18 protein-coding genes are annotated in these 18,599 nt (G+C 63.8%); 10 read left to right on the top strand and 8 right to left on the bottom strand.

All coding sequences use genetic code 11. The annotated features are described in order from the left end of the window. Nucleotides 1-103: 103 nt before the first annotated feature. The 3 genes from IPF76_RS02300 to IPF76_RS02290 are packed head-to-tail and all read right to left on the bottom strand — an operon-like array spanning nucleotide 104 to nucleotide 3,901. Nucleotides 104-1,360: an FAD-dependent oxidoreductase gene (locus tag IPF76_RS02300; protein WP_293839090.1), complete on the bottom strand. Its 1,257-nt coding sequence runs from the start codon at nucleotides 1,358-1,360 to the stop codon at nucleotides 104-106. Nucleotide 1,361: 1 nt separating this feature from the next. After that, nucleotides 1,362-3,026, bottom strand: coding sequence for an amidohydrolase (locus IPF76_RS02295; protein WP_293839087.1), 1,665 nt, complete (start codon nucleotides 3,024-3,026; stop codon nucleotides 1,362-1,364). Further along, nucleotides 3,023-3,901 carry an NAD(P)-dependent oxidoreductase gene (locus IPF76_RS02290; protein WP_293839084.1) on the bottom strand — a complete coding sequence of 293 codons (879 nt, stop codon included), beginning with the start codon at nucleotides 3,899-3,901 and terminating at the stop codon, nucleotides 3,023-3,025. The genes IPF76_RS02295 and IPF76_RS02290 overlap by 4 nt, the downstream gene beginning before the upstream one ends. A 59-nt stretch (nucleotides 3,902-3,960) precedes the next feature. On the opposite strand from IPF76_RS02290, the gene IPF76_RS02285 reads away from it, so the two are divergent. Both IPF76_RS02285 and IPF76_RS02280 read left to right on the top strand, forming a co-directional pair. Further along, nucleotides 3,961-5,211 carry a threonine ammonia-lyase gene (locus tag IPF76_RS02285; protein ID WP_293839081.1) on the top strand — a complete coding sequence of 417 codons (1,251 nt, stop codon included), beginning with the start codon at nucleotides 3,961-3,963 and terminating at the stop codon, nucleotides 5,209-5,211. Beyond that, a complete protein-coding gene (locus IPF76_RS02280) occupies nucleotides 5,208-5,600 on the top strand; it encodes an acyl-CoA thioesterase (RefSeq protein ID WP_293839078.1) in 393 nt (130 codons plus the stop codon). The genes IPF76_RS02285 and IPF76_RS02280 overlap by 4 nt, the downstream gene beginning before the upstream one ends. 60 nt (nucleotides 5,601-5,660) lie before the next feature. On the opposite strand, the gene IPF76_RS02275 is transcribed toward IPF76_RS02280, so the two are convergent. The 4 genes from IPF76_RS02275 to IPF76_RS02260 all read right to left on the bottom strand — a co-directional run bounded on the left by IPF76_RS02275 (nucleotide 5,661) and on the right by IPF76_RS02260 (nucleotide 8,663). Continuing rightward, complete coding sequence (locus tag IPF76_RS02275) at nucleotides 5,661-6,401, bottom strand: alpha/beta fold hydrolase (protein ID WP_293839075.1); 741 nt, start codon at nucleotides 6,399-6,401, stop codon at nucleotides 5,661-5,663. A gap of 123 nt (nucleotides 6,402-6,524) precedes the next feature. Further along, entirely contained in the window at nucleotides 6,525-7,697 is a 1,173-nt protein-coding gene (locus IPF76_RS02270; protein WP_293839072.1) for a PQQ-dependent sugar dehydrogenase, read from the bottom strand. An 82-nt stretch (nucleotides 7,698-7,779) separates the two neighbouring features. Next, on the bottom strand, nucleotides 7,780-8,409 hold the full coding sequence (locus IPF76_RS02265) for a sigma-70 family RNA polymerase sigma factor (RefSeq protein WP_293839069.1): 630 nt from the start codon (nucleotides 8,407-8,409) through the stop codon (nucleotides 7,780-7,782). Next, nucleotides 8,409-8,663 (bottom strand): NepR family anti-sigma factor, encoded by a 255-nt coding sequence (locus IPF76_RS02260; protein ID WP_293839066.1) that lies wholly within the window; start codon nucleotides 8,661-8,663, stop codon nucleotides 8,409-8,411. The genes IPF76_RS02265 and IPF76_RS02260 overlap by 1 nt, the downstream gene beginning before the upstream one ends. Here IPF76_RS02260 and IPF76_RS20700 point away from each other — a divergent pair. Together IPF76_RS20700 and IPF76_RS02250 are read left to right on the top strand one after the other, a co-directional pair. Continuing rightward, nucleotides 8,662-9,255: a BLUF domain-containing protein gene (locus IPF76_RS20700; RefSeq protein ID WP_366498971.1), complete on the top strand. Its 594-nt coding sequence runs from the start codon at nucleotides 8,662-8,664 to the stop codon at nucleotides 9,253-9,255. The two genes, IPF76_RS02260 and IPF76_RS20700, sit on opposite strands and share 2 nt — an antisense overlap. A 73-nt stretch (nucleotides 9,256-9,328) precedes the next feature. Next, complete coding sequence (locus IPF76_RS02250) at nucleotides 9,329-9,997, top strand: sigma-70 family RNA polymerase sigma factor (RefSeq protein WP_366499283.1); 669 nt, start codon at nucleotides 9,329-9,331, stop codon at nucleotides 9,995-9,997. Nucleotides 9,998-10,003: 6 nt separating this feature from the next. Here the strand turns inward: IPF76_RS02250 and IPF76_RS02245 are convergent, their stop codons facing one another. Further along, complete coding sequence (locus IPF76_RS02245) at nucleotides 10,004-10,798, bottom strand: response regulator (RefSeq protein ID WP_293839060.1); 795 nt, start codon at nucleotides 10,796-10,798, stop codon at nucleotides 10,004-10,006. 254 nt (nucleotides 10,799-11,052) lie between these two features. Between IPF76_RS02245 and IPF76_RS02240 the strand changes: the two genes are divergently transcribed. The 6 genes from IPF76_RS02240 to IPF76_RS02215 all read left to right on the top strand — a co-directional run bounded on the left by IPF76_RS02240 (nucleotide 11,053) and on the right by IPF76_RS02215 (nucleotide 18,574). Further along, on the top strand, nucleotides 11,053-12,528 hold the full coding sequence (locus tag IPF76_RS02240; protein ID WP_293839057.1) for a GAF domain-containing protein: 1,476 nt from the start codon (nucleotides 11,053-11,055) through the stop codon (nucleotides 12,526-12,528). A 50-nt stretch (nucleotides 12,529-12,578) separates the two neighbouring features. After that, on the top strand, nucleotides 12,579-13,829 hold the full coding sequence (locus tag IPF76_RS02235) for a putative DNA modification/repair radical SAM protein (protein ID WP_293839054.1): 1,251 nt from the start codon (nucleotides 12,579-12,581) through the stop codon (nucleotides 13,827-13,829). A gap of 8 nt (nucleotides 13,830-13,837) precedes the next feature. Next, nucleotides 13,838-15,253, top strand: coding sequence for a UdgX family uracil-DNA binding protein (locus IPF76_RS02230; RefSeq protein ID WP_366498968.1), 1,416 nt, complete (start codon nucleotides 13,838-13,840; stop codon nucleotides 15,251-15,253). After that, nucleotides 15,253-16,266, top strand: a complete 1,014-nt coding sequence (locus IPF76_RS02225; RefSeq protein WP_293839049.1) for a ligase-associated DNA damage response exonuclease — start codon at nucleotides 15,253-15,255, stop codon at nucleotides 16,264-16,266. The genes IPF76_RS02230 and IPF76_RS02225 overlap by 1 nt, the downstream gene beginning before the upstream one ends. Beyond that, nucleotides 16,263-17,831 (top strand): cisplatin damage response ATP-dependent DNA ligase, encoded by a 1,569-nt coding sequence (locus tag IPF76_RS02220; RefSeq protein WP_293839046.1) that lies wholly within the window; start codon nucleotides 16,263-16,265, stop codon nucleotides 17,829-17,831. The genes IPF76_RS02225 and IPF76_RS02220 overlap by 4 nt, the downstream gene beginning before the upstream one ends. Nucleotides 17,832-17,959: 128 nt before the next feature. After that, entirely contained in the window at nucleotides 17,960-18,574 is a 615-nt protein-coding gene (locus IPF76_RS02215; protein ID WP_293839043.1) for a superoxide dismutase, read from the top strand. Nucleotides 18,575-18,599: the final 25 nt, after the last annotated feature.

Here is an 18,599-nt window from a genome sequence, read left to right as displayed (position 1 = left end):
CCTGGCGAAGGCCGGGACCTCACGCTCACGCCTTCCCGCACCGGCAAGATGCCGGCCTTCGCCGGGATGACGGAGAGGGGAGCGGCAAAAAGACACGGGTGACCTAAAAAACCGTCCGCGCCGCCACGGTCCCCTTGGTCGCGAAGCTGAAACGCGGCTCGACCGCGAGGTTCGCGTCGAGAATATGCGCTGCGACGCGCTTGCCGACGGTCGGGCCGTTCTTGAATCCGTGCCCCGATCCGCCCCCGACGAGCCAGATGCGTTCCTGTCCCGGAAAGCGGTCGATCAGATAGTCGCCGTTCGAGCTGTTCTCATATTGGCAGACCCGTCCGCCGATCAATGGCGCCGAGGCAAGGCCGGGAAAGCGCCGCGCGATATAGGCGCGGGCTTCGGCAATGCCCGCCGGAGTCAGTTGCCGCTCCACCGTATCAGGGTCAATCACCGGCCCGTGCACGTCGATTGCGATTTTGAACCCCGCGCCCTCAAGGTCGGGGATGCCGTAAACAATGCGGCCATTGTTGAAATCGGCCCAAACCGGCAGTTCTGGTGGCGCGAAGCGCGTATCGCCCTGCGGGGCGCCGAAATGATAGACCTCCTGCCGCGTTGCGACGATCTTGTTCATCAGCTGCTGCGGGAAGAGTTCGGCAAGCCATGGGCCGGCGGCGTAGACGAGCTGGTCTGCGGTGCCGCCATCGGGGAGTGCGTGTTGCTTGATCCGTTTCGAAAAGAGCGGCGCGGGCATGACGACGCGTTCGACCGCGATCTGCGCGTCGGCGATCACTTCCTGCACGCCGCGCCCGGCGATCAGTGCTCCGGTTTCGGTTTCGAGAACGCCCGTCTCGCCCTGATAGAACTGCATCTGGCGATATTTGTCCTGCAGCCAGCGGACATCGCCATGCTCGTGGCGGACGCGGTTCGCCTGCAGCCACGCGAGCGACTGCGCGGTATAAGCGTCGCCCTGCGGCGCGAACCAGAGGACGCCCGTGTTGTGGAAGATCGGCGCACTCGCGCTGTCCGAGAGGTCCTTCCAGTATTGAAGCGAGTCGCGCGCCATCTCCGAATAGATGGTGTCGGCGCCATAGCCCATGCGGATGACACGGCTCTCGCCGCCCGACGAGGCGCGCGCGTGGCCCGCGCCATAGGCGTCGAACAGTCGCACGCTCTTCCCAGCGCGCAGCAGGTGCCACGCGGTCCAGGCGCCGAAGACGCCGGCGCCGACGATCGCAACATCGACATGCGGGACCTTGGGCTTCGCGGGTTTGCGCTTCTTCGAGCGGCGTTCCTTGCGCTCGTCCGCGGTCGCGGCGGCTGCGACGGGCAGCGCGGTGAGGCCGGTGAGCAGCGCGCGACGGGTCGGCACGTCAGCGACCAACGTTAGCCCCCTCGTTTTTCTTGTAATAGCGATAGCCGCCTATCCAGGTTTCGAGCGGGGTCATGCGGCGGATTTCGTCGGGACTGGCGAGCATCGGGTCGGCTTCGACGATCAGGAAGTCGGCGCGCATCCCGGGCATCAACGTACCGATGCGGTCCTCAGCGAACCCGGCGAAAGCGGCGGTGCGCGTGAAGCCGTCGAGTGCGGTCTCGCGCGTCACGATCTCCTCGGGGCGCCAGCCGCCGAAAGGCTCGCCCTTCGCATCGGTGCGCGAGATCGCGGCGGCGATGCCGGGGAAGGGGTTGGCGCTTTCGACCGGGACGTCGGAACCAAAGGCGAGGCGAGCGCCCGCTGTTTCGAGGCTACGCCACGCATAGGCGCCTTTCAGGCGGTCGGGACCGAGGCGCGCTTCGGCCATCACGCGGTCGCTGGTCTGGTGCACCGGCTGCATCGAGGCGATGACCTTAAGCGCCGCTAAGCGCGGAATGTCGACGGGGTCGATGATCTGCGCATGCTCGATACGCCAGCGGCGCTCGCCGGGGAGGTCGGCAGTGAGGTCGGTGATGGCGTCCAAAGCCTCGGCGTTGGCGGCGTCGCCGATCGCGTGGATCGCGACCTGAAACTTGTCCATCGACGCGCGGACCATCTTGTTGCGCAGCTGCGCGGGGGTGAGGAGGGGCAAACCCTTCTGTCCCGGCGCGTCGCTGTACGGCGCCTTCAGCCAGGCGCCGCGCGATCCCAGCGCGCCATCGAGATAGAGCTTCACGCCGACCATGCGGAGGCGGTCGTCGTAAAGCCAGGGCGTCGGCTCGCTGCCCGCGATCGTCGCCATATTGTCGATGTCGCCGGCGTAGCTGAGGATCCGCACCGCCAGCTGTTTCTTGTCGCCGGCGCGGCGAAACGCCTGCCAGTCGAGGATCGACGTGCCCATGTCGGCGATCGCGGTGATCCCCTGTTCGAGCAGTTTCTGCTGCGCGAGGTAAAGCGCGCGGTCGAGATCGCGCGCGAGCGGTTTGGGCTTGGCGCTGTTGACCAGCGCCATCGCGGCATCGACGAAAACGCCGCTCGGCTTGCCGCTTTCCATTTCGATGCGGCCGCCTTCGGGCGATTTGCTCGCGGCGGTGATCTTCGCCGCGGTCATCGCTGCGGTGTTCGCCCAGCCGGCGTGACCGTCGACACGCTCGAGCCAGACGGGGCGGTTCGGGACCGCGGCGTCGAGGTCGGCGGCGGTCGGGAAGCGGCCGAGTCCCCATTTCTCCTGATTCCAGCCCGACCCGATGATCCACGGCATTTCGGGATTTTCGGCGGCATATTTGCGGATTGCCGCCTGCGCTTCGGCGAGCGAATTGGTTCCGCTGAGGTCGAGCAGCATCAGCTGGAAACCCAGCCCCATAACGTGGCCATGCGCGTCGATCAGTCCGGGGATAAGCGTGCGACCCTTGCCGTCCTCCTTGAAATCGGGGCGTTCGGGGCGCTTGTCCTTACGGTCGAGCAGCTGCTTGACCTTGCCCTGCGTGTCGATGACGAGCCCGGTAAAGCGGACGAGCTTGCCGTCCTTGTCGAGCGTGATGCCGTTGACGTTATCTACGAGCGTGTCGGCGTGCGCGGGTGCGGCGAGGGTCAGCGCGAGCGCCGTCAAGATCAGGCGCTTCACTTGGGCAACCTCGTCACGAGCGAGCTGGTGTCCTTTCGCCCGCCGCCGGCCTTTTGCACATCGGCATAAAATTGATCGACGAGGCTGGCGAGAGGCAGCGTCGCGCCGTTGACGCGCGCTTCGTCGATCGCGAGGCCGAGATCCTTGCGCATCCAGTCGACCGCAAAGCCGAAGTCGAATTCGTCCTTCGCCATCGTGCTCCAGCGGTTGAGCATCTGCCAGCTTGCTGCGGCACCGCCCGAGACAGCGTCGAACACCTTGTCGATGTCGAGTTTCGACGCCTGTGCGAAACGCAGCGCTTCGGACAGGCCCTGAATGACACCTGCGATTGCGATCTGGTTGACCATCTTGGTCGTCTGGCCCGCGCCGGGGCCGCCGATATGGACCATACGCGCGGCATAGGCCTGCATCACCGGTTCGGCTGCGGCGAAGGCGGCTTTGGTGCCGCCGCACATGATCGAAAGTGTGCCATTCTGCGCGCCCGCCTCGCCGCCCGAGACGGGGGCGTCAACGCTTTGAAGGCCGAGCCCTTCGGCCTCGACCGACAGCTGGCGCGCGATGCGCGCGGAAACGGTCGTGTGGTCGATAAACAGCGTGCCCTTGCGCATCGCCCGAAAGGCGCCATCGCGCCCTAACGTCACCTGCGTCAGGTCGTCGTCGTTGCCAACGCAGGTTAGGACGACATCGGCGTCCCGCACGGCGTCGGCCGGGGTCGATGCTGCGGCGCCGCCATGCGCGGCGACCCAGGCATCGGCCTTGGCGCGGGTGCGGTTATAGACGGTGAGAATGTAGCCCGCTTTGGCGAGATGACTCGCCATCGGTCCGCCCATGACGCCGGTGCCGATGAAGCTGATGCGCAATTTTTGTTCGTTCATGGGGGAACTCATAAGCATAGTTTGCGCAGCGCGCCAGATGGGGTAGGGCCAGCCGCATTATGAGCACTACCGCACCTTCTCTCTCCGCCGCCGATTTTCCGGCGATCACCCTCGACGATGTACGCGCGGCGGCGAAGCGAATTGACGGCGCGGTGATCCGCACCCCGACGCTCCATTCGCAGACATTGTCCGAGATGGTCGGCGCCGAGGTGTGGCTGAAATTCGAAAATCTGCAATTCACTGCGGCGTACAAGGAACGCGGCGCCCTGAACGCGCTGCTGCTGATGGACCCCGAACAGCGTGCGCGCGGCGTCATCGCAGCGTCGGCGGGCAATCATGCGCAGGGGCTGGCTTACCATGGCAAGCGCCTCGGCGTTCCGGTCACGATCGTGATGCCCAAGACGACGCCGCAGGTGAAAGTGTCGCAGACGGCAAGCCATGGAGCCGAAATCGTGCTGTTCGGCGAAAAGTTCGACGATGCCTCGGCGCATGCGCGCGAGCTGGAAATCGAACGCGGGCTGACCTTTGTCCATCCGTTCGATCATCCGCATGTCGCCGCGGGGCAGGGCACGGTCGCGCTCGAAATGCTCGAAGATGTCCCCGAACTCGACACGCTGATCGTCCCGATCGGCGGCGGCGGGCTGCTCGCGGGCATGGGCACCGCGGCGCGCGGGATCAAGAACGACATGCGCCTTGTCGGCGTGCAGGCCGAGCTGTATCCGTCGATGTATGCGGCGCTGAACGGCGTCGATATGGCGTGCGAAGGCGATACGCTGGCCGAGGGTATCGCGGTGAAGGAGCCGGGTACTTTCACGCGCAAGCTTGTTGCCGAATTGAACGATGACATTGTGTTGGTGGCCGAACGCCATCTCGAGCGCGCGGTCAGCCTGTTGCTGCAGATCGAAAAGACGGTGGTCGAGGGGGCGGGCGCCGCTGGCCTCGCAGCGATGCTCGCGCATCCCGAAGAGTTCGCGGGGCGCAAGGTCGGATTGGTGCTGACCGGCGGCAATATCGACACGCGGCTGCTTGCCAATGTGCTGCTCCGCGATCTCGCGCGCTCGGGTCGCATCGCGCGGCTCCGCATCCGCTTGCAGGACCGCCCCGGCGCGCTGTTCAAGGTGATGAAGCTGTTCGACGAGAAGCAGGTCAACATCATCGAAATCTATCACCAGCGCATCTTTACGACGCTGCCCGCCAAGGGGCTGATCACCGACATCGAGTGCGAGGCGCGCGACCGCGAGCATCTCGACAGCCTCGTCGCCTCGCTGCGCGATGCGGGTTATATGGTGACCACTGTCGAGCTCGCATGAGGGAGTTCACCCTCAAACTCGTCGCGACGCCCGAGAGCATTGACGAGCTTGGGCCTGTCAACAATGCTGTGTGGTTCCAGTGGATCCAACAGGTCGCGACCGGCCATTGGGACGCTGCGGCCCCGCAGGAGCATAAGGACGCGTACATCTGGGTCGTCGTGCGCCACGAGATCGACTATCTCCGCGCGCTGGGAATCGGCGAGACGGTGACCGCGCGGACGTGGGTCGCCGACCAGCCGCAGGGCGCCAAGTTCGACCGCTTCATGGATTTCACCGGCGAGGGCGGCAAAGTGCATGTCCGGGCGCGGACGGTGTGGGCGCTGCTCGACAAGGCGAGCGGACGCCCGCTCCGGGTAACGGCGGAGGTCGTGGCGCCGTTTCGGGATTGAGGCCGGTTTTTTGGGGGGTAGCGAACAGCAACTGCTGTTCGCTAGCTGCTATCGCCCCCCCTACGCCACCTCTTCCTGCAACGCCTTCACAATTGCCGCAACTGACGTCGGCGCATAGGCGAAGCCCATATGACCGCAGTCGACCTCGATCTGGCGGTCGCTTTCGTGCGGGGCGCCGCGGGCGCTGTTCACCGCGACGACGCCGTCATAGGAGGACCACAGCGCAAAAGTCGGCATTTCGGGGCGCGGGGCGGGGTGGAAGTCGATCGGGGGATTGTCGACCGGGTGGCGCGCGACCAGGTGGTAGAGGCGCCAGGCGCGGTTGGCGCGGCGGCTGCCGGAGAAGGGTGAGCCGAGGGTGACGACGCGCGCCACCTTGCCCGGATGATGCTTGGCATATTCGCGCGCGTAAATGCCGCCGAGGCTCCAGCCGACCAGCGCCGGGGCGTGGCCGGTGCGATCGATGATCCACTGGACGCGCGTGTCGATACGTTCGATGATGTCGGGCGTGGCGCCGCGGTTGAATCCGAGCCCCCAGGCGTAGCAGCGAAAACCCGCGCGGCGCAGATCGGCGCGCAGCGCCTTGGTCGCCCAGTCGCCTGAGAGGAATCCGGGTAGCACCATCACCGGCGGATGGTCGCTGTCGGGATTGGGTTCGGCGGGCATCGGCCGTATTCGGCCCCACAGCGCGCGCGTCAGACTTGTCACCTCGCGCCACAGCAGCCCCAGCGGCGGCAGCGCGTCGGGATCGGGGATGCGCGCCGGCCATTCGGCGCGCCGGGTGAGGAGGCTGCGGATCATGGAGGCCGCCTATAGCAGAATTTACCCCTCTGCGAAGGCAGGCGTCGATCGCCGGCCGGTTCCCGGTTGCGTCCACCGGAGATGGCGCCCCGCCTTCGCGGCACCAGGATTAAGGGGCAGGTTTCACTTCTTCGGAACCAGTTTCACCAGTTTGCCGTCCTCGCCGTCGATGAGCAACCACACCGTCCCGTCGTCACCAACTTCGACCTCGCGGACTCGGGTGCCGAAATCCCAGCGATCGGATTTGGTTAGCTTGTCGCCGTCGATCTGCATCCGGATCAGCCCCTCGCCCGACAGGGCGCCCATCAGCAGACTGTTCTTCCAGCCGGGATAAAGATCGCCGTTGTACCAAACGAGACCGGCGGGAGAGACCGAGGGGTTCCACCAGAGTTTCGGCGCGGCAAATTCGGGGCGCGTCGGATGGTCGGGGATGTCCTTGCCGTCATAATGGTCGCCGTTAGACACGATCGGATAGCCGTAATTGGCCTTCGCCGCGACGAGGTTGACCTCGTCGCCGCCCTTGGGCCCCATTTCCTGATTCCAGAGCTTGCCCGACCCGTCGAAGGCTAGACCGAGGATGTTGCGGTGGCCCAGCGACCAGATCTGCGCGGTGACGCCGCCTTGCGCCGCGAACGGATTGTCGGAGGGGATGCTGCCGTCGGGATTGAGGCGCAATATTTTGCCGAGATTGGCCTTCATATCCTGCGCGGGGTCGAATTTCTGTCTTTCGCCCGAGCCGATGAAGAGATATTTGCCGTCGGGCGAAAAGGCGAGGCGGTGCGAAAAATGGCCGCGGCCGCTGACCTTTGGCGACTGGACCCAGATCGTTTTCAGTCCCTCCAGCCGCGGCGTCGCGCCTTGCACCAGCTTGGCCATGCCGACGACCGCACCATAGGTGCCGCCTTCGCCGGACTCGATCCAGCTGAGATAGACGGTGCCGCTGGTTGTGAAATCGGGCGCGACGACGATGTCGCCGAAGCCGCCTTGGCCGCCATAGGCCACCGCGGGAACGCCCGCGACGTCGAGCGTCGGGCCATTCTCTTGCCACAGTTTCAGTTTGCCAGATTTTTCGGTGATCAGCGCGGCGCGGGTACCGGGGACAAAGGTCATCGCCCAAGGTTCGTTGAAGCTCGCGACCTCTTGCACGGTGAAGGGCGCGTCGGCGACCGGGGTCGCCGTATGATCGCCCGACGCGGCGAGCGTGGCGGGGTCGGCGGCTTTGCTCGATGTGGTGCTCGCTGAGCAAGCGCGTGCGGCTAGCGCAGCGGCGATGGCGAGAAGCGGCAATGAGTGCATGGCAAGAGGCTCACTTTGCTAGGGGAGGGATGCTGCAATCTGGCGCGGCGGCGCGGCAAAGTCGATAGACCTCGATCCGGTTCTAGCGGTTCGCGGCCTCACGGCGTGCGGTAATGATTTCAACGCTGTCCATGATCGCATCTACGGCTTCGCTGGCGGGCGGCGCGTCGGCACGCTTTTGCGAGAAATGGCCGCTGTTCATTATCTCTTCGAGCGCGGCCCGGGCGCGCGATACACGACTTTTCATCGTGCCGAGCGCGCAATCGCAGATGCTCGCCGCTTCTTCGTAAGACATGCCACCGGCGCCGACCAGAATCAGCGCTTCGCGCTGGTCCTGCGGCAACTCCATCAGCCCGCGCTGGAGGTCGGCCATTTCGCCGCTTTCTTCCTGACTGGCGGGGGTCGACATCGTACGCTCGACCGCGGTCTCGTCATATTCGCCAACGAATTTGTTGCGGCGCATCTGCGACAAAAACGTGTTGCGCAGGATGACAAAAGTCCACGCCTTGATCGAAGTGCCGCGCTCGAACCGTTCGCGTGATGCCCAGGCTTTTACCATCGTGTCCTGCGTCAAATCGTCAGCAAGGTCGGGATTGCCCGATAAGCTGCGACCATAAGCACGCAGATGCGGGATCACGGCGGCGAGCAATGCCTTGAACTCGGCGTCGGAAAGGCTGCCGCCGGTTGGCGTCGCAGCGACGGTTCCAGACATTACTGCTTGGAGCTTTTCTGATCGAGTTGCGACAACAGATCGAGCATATGATCGGGAAGCTGTTCGGACACGATGTTGCCATAGATCATCCGCAGCTTGGCACTCACGGGTTCGGGCGCCTGGCGACCGGTCAGCGTGCGATGCCACTTGTCGCTGTCGGTGCCGGGAAAGCTGCCCTGCTTGCGATTTGGCGCATCAGCACCCGGGGGCGGGGTGCCCGTGCCGTTCGACCGGTTGTTGCCTTGCGTAGCCATGTCGCAGCAACGACGAAAAGCCCCGCGAGTTCCAATCCCGTGCGTTTTTTGCGACGAAAGCGTTGCCAAGATGCCACAGCCGCCCTATTCGGGGCGCCGCGTAGGCGACCAGGCTTGCGGCGAGGGGTTATGCTTTGCCTTTCCCGCATTGCGGAAGGTTGGAGGTCGTCGCTTGCTTTCCGTCATCTATATAAGCGTTGCCGATCCAATGATCGGCGAACAGGATATCGCCGCGCTGCTCGTGCAGGCGCGTCGCAACAATCAGCGCGATGCGCTGACCGGCGCGCTGATCTTCAATGGCCACAATTTCCTGCAATTGCTCGAAGGTCCTGCTGACAAGGTCGATGCCTGTCTGGCGGTAATCCGCAGCGATTCGCGGCACAGCGGGATGGTAGAAATCCGCCGCCGAACGATCGAAGAGCGCGGCTTTGCCGAATGGACGATGCTCTATGACCCGCAGTTCCGCGGCCATGACGAGGCCTTGTCGCGTTTGGCGGGAAACGGACGGCTCGACCCACAAGATGCGTTAATGATCGAAAATTTCATTGCGCTTGGGCGCCGCGCTCGCTCTGCAATCGCGACCGATGATTGACGGCTTCGCGCGGCTTTTTCGGCCAGTTCCGCCGTTCCGGTTTGCATCGGCGGCATGACGCGCTAAGCCTGATCTGAAAATTGATCGTTGTCCCAAAAAACAAGGCTATAGTATCAACGATATAACGACCCAAGCGCACGGCGCTCAACCGCTCGACGACGCCAGCTTCAAGCAGGAATTGGCGGCGATGCTGCCGCATCTGCGCGCCTTCGGACGCAGCCTGTGCGGTAACGCCGACCTCGCCGACGATCTGGTTCAGGAAACGATGCTGAAAGCGTGGAAGGCGCGCGTGCAATATGTGCCGGGACCGGCCAGCATGAAAAGCTGGGCGTTCGTGATCCTGCGCAACTGTTTCCTGTCGCAGATGCGGCGAAAGAAGTTCACCGCCGAATATGACGAGCTCGCCGCCGAACGGCTTCTCGTCGCACCCGACGACCAGGACGACAGCCTGCATCTCGCCGATGTCCAGCGCGCGTTGCTGATGCTGCCCGTCGATCAGCGCGAGGCGCTCGTGCTAATCGGTGCCGGCCAGCTGTCCTATGAGGAAGGCGCGGCGATCTGCGACTGTGCGGTTGGGACGATGAAAAGCCGCGTGTCGCGCGCACGCACCGCGCTGCAAGCGATATTGGAAAGCGGAACGATGCCGCGCCGCAGCTCCGATGTGCTGCCGTCGAGCGAGGTGTTTCGATCGATCATGGACGACGTCGACCATCTGACCACGAACGGACCTGGCCGGGAATAGTTTCGGCTACACCGCCAGCTGCGGGGTGAACAGCAAGCTCTGGCTGATCGCGGCGCGCACCGTGTTCTCGCGGAATGGTTTCGAGATCAGGAAGGTCGGTTCCACCCGCCCGCCGGTGAGTAAGCGTTCTGGAAAGGCGGTGATGAAGATCGCCGGTACCGGAGCGATCGCCAGAATATCCTGCACCGCGTCGATCCCCGACGATCCGTCAGCGAGCTGAATGTCGGCGAGAACCAGCCCCGCATCGGTCGCTTCGAATGCGGCAACGGCGTCGGCGTGGGTGGTGGCGACCCCCGCAACGCTGTGCCCGAGTTCGCGGACGATCTGTTCGAGTTCCATTGCGATCAGCGGCTCATCCTCGATGATCAGCACCGACGTTCGCGATTCGCGGTCGAGGTCGGCGACCGCTTCGGCAAGCAGGGTTTCGACGGTCAATTGATCGGTGCCGGTAATGATCGCGGCTTCGTCGACAGAAAAGCCTTCGAGTGCGGTCAGGAGCAAAATCTGGCGGCCCAATGGAGTGATCTGTGCAAGCCGCCTATTCGCGGCGAGAACGAACGGATCTTCGCCGTCGTCATCGCCTTCGCCATCGTCGATATAGGCGCTTTCCCATATACGATGAAAATTCCGGTACAGGTCAATGCGAGTGCCGTTGCCGACACTGAATTCGTCGGGCGCGGCAACAATGACTTCCAGAGTGGTATGAACAAAATTGTCGCCATGTTGCTGGCTGCCGGTCAGCGCGCGCGCGTAACGGCGCAGATACGGCAAATGTCCGCGAAGTTCTTCACCCAATGGCATTATGCACCTCCCGCTTTCGCCCGTCATACGCGTCCAGGCAGGTGACGGTTCCGCGCGCGCGCGCCAAAAAATGCGCGACGCCCGGCTGCAACTTGTCATCGTGCGATGCGTAGAGTCTGCCGGGACGCCTTCGCGTCAGCGTTTAAGTGAGCGGAATTGCGCCGCTTTTCCGATTCGACGGCAAACAGACTTTTTTAGGGACCATATTCATGGCAGAGCGGCCCACAGGATCCGGAGGACGTGAGGGGCAACAATTGGCGGATGGCGCTGATACGGACCGGGATCGGGCAGAGCAGCTTCGTCTTGCAACGCTTCGCGAATACCGCATTCTGGACACTGGCCCGGAGGAAGCGTTCGATCGTGTGACCAAGATGGTCGCCGATCTTTACGACGCGCCGATCGCGCTGGTATCGCTGGTCGACGATTGCCGCCAATGGTTCAAGTCGGCCTATGGCCTCGACGCCTCCGAAACGCCGCGCGACATCAGCTTTTGCCAGTATGTCCTCGCCCAACACGAGCCGGTGATCATTACCGACGTGCTGGGTGATCCTCGGTTTCGTGACAATCCGCTGGTGACGGGCGAGCCTTTCATTCGCTTTTATGCCGGGGTACCGCTGCGCGCCTATAACGGCGCTATCCTTGGCACCTTGTGCGTCATCGATCGCAAGGAACGCGGCACTCTCGCCGAACGTGAGTTGGCGCGTCTTGAGGATTTTGCCGCGATCATTATGGCGGAGGCAGACCTGCGGCGCATCGTTGCGCAGCGTGATGAAGCAAGGCAGACGCTTGAGCGTGCGCTTGATTTTTCGGGCATCGCCACATGGCGCTACGACGCACGAACCGGCGCGATCCAGTGGAGCGGCGCGGTGGCCGAGCTATGGGGCGCCGATTTCCATACTGCGCTTGCCGATATCGGCGGCTTTTTCGAGCGGCTCCATCCCGATGATCGCGACGCGGTGCGCGCTGTCCTAGACGAATCGGTCGCAAATGGCAGCCATTATGCGACCGAATATCGCATCCAGCATCCCGAGCGCGGTGTGCGCTGGATCGCCGTTCGCGCTGACTGGGACGTCAACACCACCGACGCGATTCTGACCGGGATCAGCATCGACATCACCGAACAGAAAAGTCGCCAGGAAAATGCCAATCTGTTGATGCGCGAACTGCACCACCGGATGCGCAACCTGTTCGCGACGGTCAGCGCGATCATCTCGCTCACTCGCCACGCTGCGACCGATGTCGATGATTATGTCGAGCGGATCACGGGGCGCCTTGATGCCTTGAACCGCGCCCAAAATGTTCTGCTCGGCGCCAATTTCATGACCGGGTCGATGCACGCGCTGCTGCGCGAGGTCGAGGCAGCCTTTCCGCGCATCCGCTGGTCCGGCCCCGACCTTTTGCTCCCCGAAAATGCGCTGGTCGCGATGGCGCTGGTGTTCAATGAACTGGCCACCAATGCGGTCAAACATGGCGCGCTTTCGGGGGCAGCAGGGGACGTCGATGTCCGATGGACGCAGGATCCGGAAGGCATCGATCCGCGGCTGTTCCGCCTGACCTGGATCGAAACGGGCAACGACGGCCCGATCGGACCGCCCGAGAAGACCAGCTTTGGCACCTTGTTGATGGAGCGCAGCGTGCGTAACAATCTGGGCGGCACGATTGAGCGGCGTTGGGAGCCGACGGGACTGGTGCTCGAAATCACATTGCCCGCGCGATGGCGTGACGCCTAACCGCGTCAGAGCGGTTTGTTCCTGCTATGTTCCTATGCTAGATATAGGAAATGACTGGAAAACCGATTCTCGAAAAGCTCAGCATTTTGGCCGATGCCGCGAAATATGACGCCTCATGTGCGTCGTCGGGGTCGGTCAAACGCGATTCGACCGAGACCAAAGGGATCGGATCGACCGAGGGTATGGGCATTTGCCACAGTTATGCGCCCGACGGGCGGTGCATTTCGCTGCTCAAGATCCTGCTGACCAATTTCTGCATCTATGACTGCCGCTTCTGCATCAACCGTGCGTCGAGCAATGTGCCGCGGGCGCGCTTCAATCCGCAGGAGGTCGTCCGGCTCACGCTCGATTTCTACAAGCGCAACTATATCGAGGGACTGTTCCTGTCGTCGGGGATCATTCGGTCCGAAGATTACACGATGGAGCAACTGGTCGAGGTCGCGCGGATCCTGCGCGAGGAGCATCATTTTCAGGGTTATATCCATCTCAAGACGATCGCGGGGGCTGATCCCGGCCTGATCGCGCTCGCGGGACTTTATGCCGACCGGCTGTCGACCAATGTCGAACTGCCAACCGAGGCTGGATTGCAAAGCTTTGCGCCCGAGAAAAAGCCCGAAACGATCCGCAAGACGATGGCATCTGTGCGGGTCGGCGTCGACGATGCGAACGAGGCGGCGAAAGGGCGTCTGCTCAAAAAGGCAAAGCCGCCACGCTTTGCGCCCGCGGGACAGTCGAGCCAGATGATCGTCGGCGCCGATGGGTCGCGCGACGACGACATATTGGCGACGGCGACCAACCTTTATTCGGGCTATCGGCTGCGCCGCGTCTATTATTCAGCGTATAGTCCGATTCCCGACGCGAGCATCGATTTGCCGCCGGTCCGCCCACCGCTGATGCGCGAACACCGGCTGTACCAGGCCGATTGGCTGCTGCGATTCTATGGCTTTCAGCGCGCCGAAATCATGGAGGGGGCGAGCGACGGGATGCTCGACCTCCACATCGATCCCAAACTCGCTTGGGCGCTGATGCGGCGTGATATTTTTCCGGTCGACATCAATCGCGCTCCGCGTGAGCTGTTGCTCCGTGTGCCGGGGCTCGGAACGCGCGCGGTCGACCGGATTGTGGCGGTGCGGCGGACGGGCAAACTGCGGATTGGCGATCTTGCGAAGCTCACCGCGTCGGTGAAGAAAGTCCTGCCTTTCATCGTCACTCCCGACTGGCAACCGGGATCGCTGACCGACAGCGCCAGCCTGCGCGCGCGTTTCGCCCCGCCGGCGGAGCAACTGTCGCTGGCGTTATGAGGGAGGTCGTGCTCGCCCGCCCCGGCGATTTCGCCGAATGGCGTGATGCAGCGCGCGGTTTGCTCGGGGGCGGCGTAGCGCCCGAGCATGTGAGCTGGCGGAGCGTTGAAGAGGGCGCGTCGCTGTTTGGTGACGACGCACCGCCCGCGTCGGGCGGGACCGTATCGCTGCCGCGCGAATTGCTCGTCATGGCCGACCGAGTGATTTGCCACCGCGATGCCGGGGTTCCCGCGCGGCTCTATCGCATCATCTGGCGCGCAGCGCAGGATCGGCAATTGCTCGCCCGGACGACCGACGCCGATATCGACTGGCTGCGGGGAACCGACAAGGCGATCCGTCGCGACATTCATAAGATGCACGCCTTCGTGCGCTTCCGGCGCTTGGGGGAAGATGCGGGGCGCGAAAGCTTCGTGGCGTGGTTTGAACCCTCACACCGCATCCTGCGGCTGACGGCGCCTTTCTTTCAGCGCCGCTTCTACGGCATGGACTGGGCGATCGTGACGCCCGATGCGCGCGCGATCTGGCGGGACGAGACGCTCGGTTATGGCCCCGGCGGGACGAAGGACGAGGTGCCCGATTGCGACATCGTCGAGGATCAATGGCGCACCTATTATGGCGCGATCTTCAATCCGGCGCGCGTCAAGATCGACGCAATGCGGTCGGAAATGCCCAAGAAATACTGGAAAAACCTGCCCGAAGCGCAGGATATTGCGCCGCTGCTTGCGGGCGCCGCGGCGCGGGTGGAACGGATGCGCGCGACCGCCGTTTCGCTTGCAAACCCGCAAACCGAGAAATGGCGAACCCGCGTCCCCGAGGAGCTGGCCCTGACCGACGATATCGACACGCTGGATGACCTCGCCCGCGCAATGGGCGGCTGCACGCGCTGCCCGCTGCATTGCGACGCGACGCAGGCGGTGGCCGGGGAGGGGCCGGAGGCGGCGCGCATAATGCTGGTCGGCGAGCAGCCGGGTGACCGCGAGGATCTGGAAGGGCGGCCGTTTGTCGGACCCGCGGGGCAGGTGCTTAACGAGGTGCTGGAGGAAGCGGGGCTCGACCGAAGCCGACTGTTCCTGACGAATGCGGTCAAGCATTTCAAATTCGAACCGCGCGGCAAGCGGCGCCTGCACCAGAACCCGACGACGGGGGAGATTGATATCTGCCGCTGGTGGCTCGACAAGGAACGCGCGCTGGTAAAGCCCGATCTGATCGTCACCCTGGGCGGCAGCGCGCTGCGCGGGGTGACGGGCAAGAGCATGAGCATCGCATCGATGCGCGGCGCGGTGCATGAACTTGGCGGCGGTACGAAGCTGGTCGCGACGATCCATCCGTCCTTTCTGCTGCGGCTGCCCGACCGGGCGCGTGCGGACTTAGAGCGCGCGGCATTCGTCGCCGACCTGGCGCGCGTGCGCGAGCTCGCCGCCTGATGGCAAAAGCAAAATCCTGGCTCGAACCGCATGCGCAAGGTCTGTATGTGAAGCCGGCCGACCTGTGGATCGACCCGTCGCGTCCCGTCGAGCGAGCGGCTGTGACCCACGGCCACGCCGACCATGCGCGCAGCGGCCACGGGGCTGTGTTCGCGACCCCCGAAACGTTGGCGATCATGGCGCTGCGTTACGGCGTCGATGTCGAGGCGAGCCATAATCAGGCATTCGGTTATAGCGATGGCTTCGAGCTCGGCGGGGTGCGCTTCAGCTTTTTCCCTGCGGGGCATGTGCTGGGCAGCGCGCAGATCCTGATGGAATATGCAGGCGAGCGTATCATCATCACCGGCGACTACAAACGCCGCCCCGACCCGACCTGCGCGCTGTTCGAGGTCGTACCGTGCGATATCTTCATCACCGAGGCGACCTTTGGCCTGCCGGTGTTCCGCCATCCGCCGACGGACCAGGAAATTGCCAAGCTGATCGGCGCAGTGCGCGCCGAACCCGATCGCTGCGTGCTCGTCGGCGCCTATGCGCTGGGCAAGGCGCAGCGGGTGATGGCGGAGCTCCGCGCCGCGGGATGGGACGCGCCGATCTATATCCACGGCGCGATGGAGAAAATGTGCGCGCTCTATGCCGCGCACGGCGTCGATCTGGGCGAATTGCGGCTGGTCAGCGAGACCGACAAGACCGACATGGCGGGGCAGATCATCGTCGCGCCGCCCTCGGCGCTGAACGACCGCTGGTCGCGCCGATTGCCCGATCCGGTCACCGCGATGGCGTCAGGCTGGATGCGCGTCCGCCAGCGTGCCCGCCAGCGGATGGTCGAACTGCCGTTGGTGATTTCGGATCATGCCGATTGGGAAGAACTGACGACGACGATTTCACAGGTGAATCCGAAGGAAACGTGGATCACCCACGGCAGCGAGGACGGTTTGCTGCGCTGGTGCGAACTGCATCAGCGCCAGGCGCGCGCGCTGCATCTTGTCGGGCGCGATCTGGAGGAAGAGGCGTGAAGGCGTTCGCGGCCCTGATCGACCGGCTCATCTATACGCGCTCGCGCAACAGCAAGCTGGCGCTGCTCGTCGATTATCTGCGCCATACGCCCGACCCCGATCGCGGCTGGGCGATCGCGGCGCTGATCGAGAGTCTCGATTTCCCAGCGGTGAAATCGGCGATGGTGCGGGCGCTTCTTGCGACGCGGGTCGATGAGGAATTGTTCCGGCTGTCGCGGCATTTTGTGGGCGATACCGCGGAGACCGCGGCGCTATTGTGGCCCGACGCGCCGGGCGCACAAGCAGACCTCACAGTGGCGGCGGCGGCAGACGCCCTGTCCGCCGCCACTCGCGCCACCGCCCCTCAAATCCTCGCGTCGCTCCTCGACTGCCTCGACGCCGATGGCCGCTATGCGCTGCTCAAGCTCGCGCTGGGCGGAATGCGCGTCGGAGTGTCGGCGCGACTGGCGAAGCAGGCGTTCGCCCAGGCGTTTGCCGTGCCCGTCGACGATGTCGAGGAGCTGTGGCACGCGATCCCGCCGCCCTATGCACCGCTGTTTGCATGGGGCGAGGGAAGGGCCGAACGCCCCGATCTCGCCGATGTCGCATTTTTCCGCCCCTTCATGCTCGCGCATCCACTGGAGGAGACCACCGTCGATCTCGCCGAATATGCCGCCGAGTGGAAGTGGGACGGCATTCGCGTCCAGATCGTTCATGGTGGCGGCCAGACCCGCATCTACAGCCGCGGCGGTGAGGAGATCAGCGGCGCATTCCCTGAACTGGTGGCGGCGTTCGATCAGGATGCGGTGATCGACGGTGAATTGCTCGTGCGCGGCGAAGCGCAAGGCGGCGAAGCCGCGAGCTTCAATTCGCTTCAGCAACGGCTCGGGCGCAAGACGGTGTCGAAGAAGATGCTCGCCGATTATCCGGCGTTCGTACGCGTTTATGACCTGCTCGCGATCGATGGCAACGATCTGCGCTCCTTACCTTGGACCGAACGGCGGCGGCAGTTGGAAAGCTTTGTGCCACGTCTCGACGACAGCCATTTCGACCTGTCGCAGGTGATTGAAGCGCGCGATTTCAATGACCTTGCTGAACGCCGCGCGGGTGCGCGCGATGCTGCGATTGAGGGAGTTATGCTCAAGCGCCGCGATGCGCCCTATGTCCCGGGGCGGCGCGCTGGGCTGTGGTATAAATGGAAGCGCGACCCGCTCACCGCCGATTGCGTGATGATGTACGCGCAGCGCGGCAATGGACGCCGCGCGAGCTTCTATTCTGACTATACCTTCGGATGCTGGAGCGATGACGGTGAGCTGCTTCCCGTCGGCAAAGCCTATTCGGGGTTCACCGACGAGGAGCTGAAATGGCTCGACAAGTTCGTCCGCGACAACACGCTGAACCGCTTCGGACCGGTGCGCGAGATCGAAAAGTCGCTCGTGCTCGAGGTCGCGTTCGATTCGATTCACAGCAGCAAGCGCCACAAGTCGGGGCTCGCGATGCGCTTCCCGCGCATATCGCGCATCCGCCGCGACAAGCCTGCCGAGGAGGCCGATCGGATTGCAGCGTTGCTGGCGATGGTGACGTAAATCTCGTCGTCATTGCTTCGCTTCGCTGGCAATGACGAGAAGAAAAATTCCCCGCCCAAACCTTGCAACTCTGCGCCCCGATGCCGAGTTAAAGCCCTCATCCCCTCAGAAAACCACCGGAGACTGCCATGACGATCGCTCTTCCCCCGCTGCCTTACAAGCAGGACGCGCTCGAGCCGCATATTTCCGCCGACACGCTCGCGACGCATCATGGCAAGCACCACAAGGCCTATGTCGACAAGGTCAATGCGGCAATCGCAGGAACCGACCTTGCCGACAAGCCGCTCGAAGAAATCGTCCACCATGCCGAGGGCGCGGGCAACAAGGGCCTGTTCAACAACGCCGCCCAATCGTGGAACCATGCCTTTTACTGGAACAGCCTGACCCCCGAAAAGACCGCTCCCGACGGCGACCTGCTCGCCGCGATCGAGCGCGATTTCGGCTCGCTCGACGATCTGAAAAAGAAGCTCAAGGAAACCGCGGTCAACCATTTCGCGTCGGGCTGGGCCTGGCTCGTGTCGCGCGACGGGACGCTGTCGGTCACCGATACCCACGACGCCGGCACCGAGCTGGTCGCGGGCATTAAGCCCATCCTCGTGATCGACGTGTGGGAACATGCCTATTACATCGACCGCAAGAATCTGCGCCCCGCCTATGTCGATGCGGTCGTTGACGAACTGCTCAACTGGGATTTCGCCGCAGAGAATTTCGCGCGCGATACGACTTGGACCTTTCCAGCCTGACCGTAAGGGAAATTTGAACTGCTAT

Origin of the sequence: Sphingopyxis sp. (assembly GCF_016704835.1) — a bacterium.
Lineage (GTDB): Bacteria > Pseudomonadota > Alphaproteobacteria > Sphingomonadales > Sphingomonadaceae > Sphingopyxis.
This window is presented reverse-complemented; position numbering and strand designations above follow the sequence as displayed.

Coding starts and splice junctions, on each gene's coding strand:
- IPF76_RS02290 (WP_293839084.1), bottom strand. CDS start 3,901: ATGAACGAACAAAAATTGCGCATCAGCTTCATCGGCACCGGCGTCATG.
- IPF76_RS02285 (WP_293839081.1), top strand. CDS start 3,961: ATGAGCACTACCGCACCTTCTCTCTCCGCCGCCGATTTTCCGGCGATC.
- IPF76_RS02280 (WP_293839078.1), top strand. CDS start 5,208: ATGAGGGAGTTCACCCTCAAACTCGTCGCGACGCCCGAGAGCATTGAC.
- IPF76_RS02275 (WP_293839075.1), bottom strand. CDS start 6,401: ATGATCCGCAGCCTCCTCACCCGGCGCGCCGAATGGCCGGCGCGCATC.
- IPF76_RS02270 (WP_293839072.1), bottom strand. CDS start 7,697: ATGCACTCATTGCCGCTTCTCGCCATCGCCGCTGCGCTAGCCGCACGC.
- IPF76_RS02265 (WP_293839069.1), bottom strand. CDS start 8,409: ATGTCTGGAACCGTCGCTGCGACGCCAACCGGCGGCAGCCTTTCCGAC.
- IPF76_RS20700 (WP_366498971.1), top strand. CDS start 8,662: ATGTCGCAGCAACGACGAAAAGCCCCGCGAGTTCCAATCCCGTGCGTT.
- IPF76_RS02260 (WP_293839066.1), bottom strand. CDS start 8,663: ATGGCTACGCAAGGCAACAACCGGTCGAACGGCACGGGCACCCCGCCC.
- IPF76_RS02245 (WP_293839060.1), bottom strand. CDS start 10,798: ATGCCATTGGGTGAAGAACTTCGCGGACATTTGCCGTATCTGCGCCGT.
- IPF76_RS02235 (WP_293839054.1), top strand. CDS start 12,579: ATGACTGGAAAACCGATTCTCGAAAAGCTCAGCATTTTGGCCGATGCC.
- IPF76_RS02225 (WP_293839049.1), top strand. CDS start 15,253: ATGGCAAAAGCAAAATCCTGGCTCGAACCGCATGCGCAAGGTCTGTAT.
- IPF76_RS02215 (WP_293839043.1), top strand. CDS start 17,960: ATGACGATCGCTCTTCCCCCGCTGCCTTACAAGCAGGACGCGCTCGAG.